Source organism: Rhizobacter sp. P2_H2 (genome assembly GCF_056403375.1).
In genome coordinates this window covers 1-3,341 of the sequence record NZ_JBFUFP010000599.1, presented here as the reverse complement: position 1 = coordinate 3,341, position 3,341 = coordinate 1, and the positions used below count along the sequence as shown (strand labels likewise).

Genomic DNA, 3,341 nt, shown 5'->3' with positions numbered 1-3,341 from the left:
CCGCTTCACTTCTCTGCCTTAACGACCGCACGTCCCGGGGGTTGTGCGGCTTGCTGCGCCCGGCTTCACTGGTCTGCCGGACCCCGGCGCCGTTGTTGCGTCGCCGTTGGAGGCTTTATCGGACCGCCACTTTCGAGACTTGAGTCCGTGCTGCCAAAATTTCTGCGAGATCCCCCGAACAACGGGGTGGGAGCCTGCCTTCTATCTGCATTCGCGGCGAAAACTTGAGGGGGGCGCGAAGACGTTTCAGAGTGTGTCAAACGGCGAACTGGCGGGCATCTGGGGCGCATCTCCGGGTCTTCGCCGCGGCGGCGCTTCCTAGAATTTCAGCAACCTCCCATGGGGCGTGCCTGCGCGCCGTCACGATGCACACCAAAGCCCACAAACCCGCCAAGGCCCGCCCCGCTCCCGTGGCGGCGTTCGCACGCAGCGCACAGCGCGACTGGGAAGAAGGCCTGGCGCACGCGAAGGCCGGCGACTGGGCGAAGGCCGAGCACGCCTTCCACCGCGCGAGCGAACGCAACCCACGCGACACCGTCTACCTGCTGAACCTCGCACGCGCGCAGATGAAGAACGGCACGCACGACAAGGCGCTGCGCAGCGCGCAATCGGCGCTCGCGCTGAAGCCCGACGATGCGCTGGCCCGCATGATCGCGGCCGATTGCCTGAGTGCGCAGCACCGCTACGCGGAGGCCGCGAACTGCCTGCAGCAGCAGCCTGAGCAGACGCCGCGCGGCGCCGAGTACTACCAGAACCTCGGTGAAGCGCTGTTCAATGCCGGGCAGCACCAGGCCGCGATCGCCGCGCTGTTCGAGGCGCTGTCGCGCAACGTCGACCATGCGCTGTCGCACTACCGCCTGGGCCTGTCGTTCAACGCGCTGGGCATGAAGCAGGAATCGACCGAATGCTTTCGCACCGCGCTGGTCCTCGGCCTCGGCCAGGGCGACCTGGCCGCGCAGGGCCTGCTCGCCTTCGTCGAGCGCGAGCTGTGCCGCTGGCAGAACGCGCAGGCCGACGTCGCCGCACTGCAGCGGCTGGCTGATGCGCTGCCCGACGACGCCGCGAGCTGGGCCTCGGTGTTCGCGCAGGTCACGGTCACCGGCGACCCGGTCGCGCAGCGACGCGTCGCTCGTTCGTGCTGGCGCTTCCAGACGCGCCGCGTGGAAGCCTTCGCGCCCGTCGCGCCGCGCCCGCTGCCCGCACGGCTGCGCGTGGGCTTCGTCTCGGCCGACTTCCACCAGCACGCCACCGCGATCCTGATGGCCGAGGTGTTCGAGAAGCTCGATCGCAGCCGCTTCGACATCACGCTGTATTCGCACGGTCCGGACGACGGCAGCCCGATGCGCGCGCGCCTGCGCAACGCCGGCCGCTTCGTCGACGTGGCGAAGCGCAGCGACCTGGAGGTCGCGCAGCAAGTGCGGCATGACGAGATCGACGTGCTGGTCGACCTGAAGGGTCACACGCGCGATGCGCGGCTCGCGATCTTCGGCCACCGCGCGGCACCGGTGCAGCTCAGCTTCCTCGGCTTCCCCGGCACGACCGGCGCGGCGCCGGCCGACGGCATCGACTACTTCGTCGGCGATGCGATCGTCTCGCCGCTCGCGAACGCCGCCCACTTCAGCGAGAAGCTCGCGCTGATGCCGGGTTGCTACCAGCCGAACGACCGCCAGCGGCCGCTGCCCGGCCCGTACAGCCGCGCGCAGGCCGGTCTGCCCGACGACGCCCTGGTGCTGTGCGGCTTCAACCAGCCGTTCAAGCTGTCGCCCGAGGTGTTCGACGTCTGGTGCCGCCTGCTGCACCGCCTGCCGGATGCCGTGCTGTGGCTGCTGCAATGGAACGACCACTCGCCGGCACAACTGCGCGCCGAGGCCGCCGCGCGCGGCATCGATCCGCAGCGCCTGGTGTTCGCCCCGAAGATCGGGCTGCGCGAGCACCTGAGCCGCCTGGCGCTCGCCGACCTCTTCATCGACACCTGGCCGTGCAACGGCCACACCACCGCCAGCGATGCGCTGTGGGCCGGGCTGCCGGTCGTCACGTATGCCGGCGAGACCTTCGCATCGCGCGTGGCCGCCAGCCTGCTCGATGCGGTCGGCCTGCCGCAACTGGCCTGCCCGACGATCGCCGACTACGAGGCGCGCATCCTCGAGCTGGCCGGTGACGCTGGCGCGCGCCAGGCGCTGCGCGACCACCTGATCGCAGCCCGCGACAGCGCGCCGCTGTTCGACAGCGACACCTGGACCCGCGATTTCGGCCGCCTGCTGTGGGCGATGGCCGAGCGCTGGTCGCAGGGGCTGCCGCCCGACCACATCGCCCTCGCCCCGCAACACGCCGAAGGAGCCTCCGCATGAGCACGATCGAGCTGCCCGCCATCCACCTGTGCATCATGCAGCCCGCAGGCTACGTGCATTCGCTCGGCTTCCTCGACCAGGCCCGCTACTTCCGCCACCAGTTCCGCCGCATGGGCGCCGAGGTGAGCCTCGCGAAGAACCGGCTGCGCCATGACGCGATCAACTTCGTGTTCGGTGCCCATCTCGGCTTCGACGCCGCGGCGCGCGAGCGCTACACCTGCGTGTTCGTGAACCTGGAGCAGCTCGGCCGCGACGGCGCGCCGGTCGGCGGCGACTACCTGGCGCTGCTGCGCGGCTCGGCGGTCGTCGAGTACGACGCCGACAACATCGCCGCCTACACCGACCATGCCGACGACGTGCCGATGTTCCCGCTGCTGTTCGCGCCCTACCTGAAGCCGGTACAGACGCTGCCGCTGGAAGAGCGCCCGATCGACCTGCTGTTCATCGGCGCGCTGAACCCGCGCCGCCTCGAGATGCTGCAGCGCATCGAGGCCACCGGCCGGCGCGTCACGCGCTTCGAGCAGCCGCTGTACGGTCCGGAGCGCGACCAGCTGATCCTGCAGGCGAAGGCGGTCGTCAACCTGCACTTCTACCCGGCCAGCCGCTTCGAGCAGGCCCGGGTGTCGCACTGCCTGTCGCTGGGCACGCCGGTGCTGTCCGAACGCCGGCCGCAGACGCGCCCGCATGCCGCCTTCGAGGACTGCGTGACCTGGTTCGACGAAGCCAGCCTCGACGAGGTCTTCGGTTCGCACTTCGGCACCCCGGCGTTCCACGAGGCTGCGCGCGCGCAGCTGCAGCGCTTCGAGGCCACCGACCCGCTCGAGGCTTATGCCGACATCATGGCGTTCGCGGTCGGCTACGCCCGCGTGCACCAGGAGCGCCGGCCGCAGGAGCCATGGCGGCCGACTCGGATCAACCTCGGTTCGGGCAAGGACTACAAGCCCGGCTGGTTCAACATCGACATCCTCGAGCGCGCCCAGCCCGACCTGGTGC

Annotated in this window: 2 protein-coding genes; both read left to right on the top strand. The window is 70.2% G+C overall.

Translation table 11 applies throughout. The annotated features are described in order from the left end of the window. Nucleotides 1-365 precede the first annotated feature (365 nt). Nucleotides 366-2,348, top strand: a complete 1,983-nt coding sequence (locus AC1D15_RS23155; protein ID WP_477827823.1) for an O-linked N-acetylglucosamine transferase, SPINDLY family protein — start codon at nucleotides 366-368, stop codon at nucleotides 2,346-2,348. Further along, a partial coding sequence (locus AC1D15_RS23150) for a hypothetical protein (protein WP_477827822.1) occupies nucleotides 2,345-3,341 on the top strand: 997 nt, incomplete at its 3' end. The genes AC1D15_RS23155 and AC1D15_RS23150, both read left to right, overlap by 4 nt.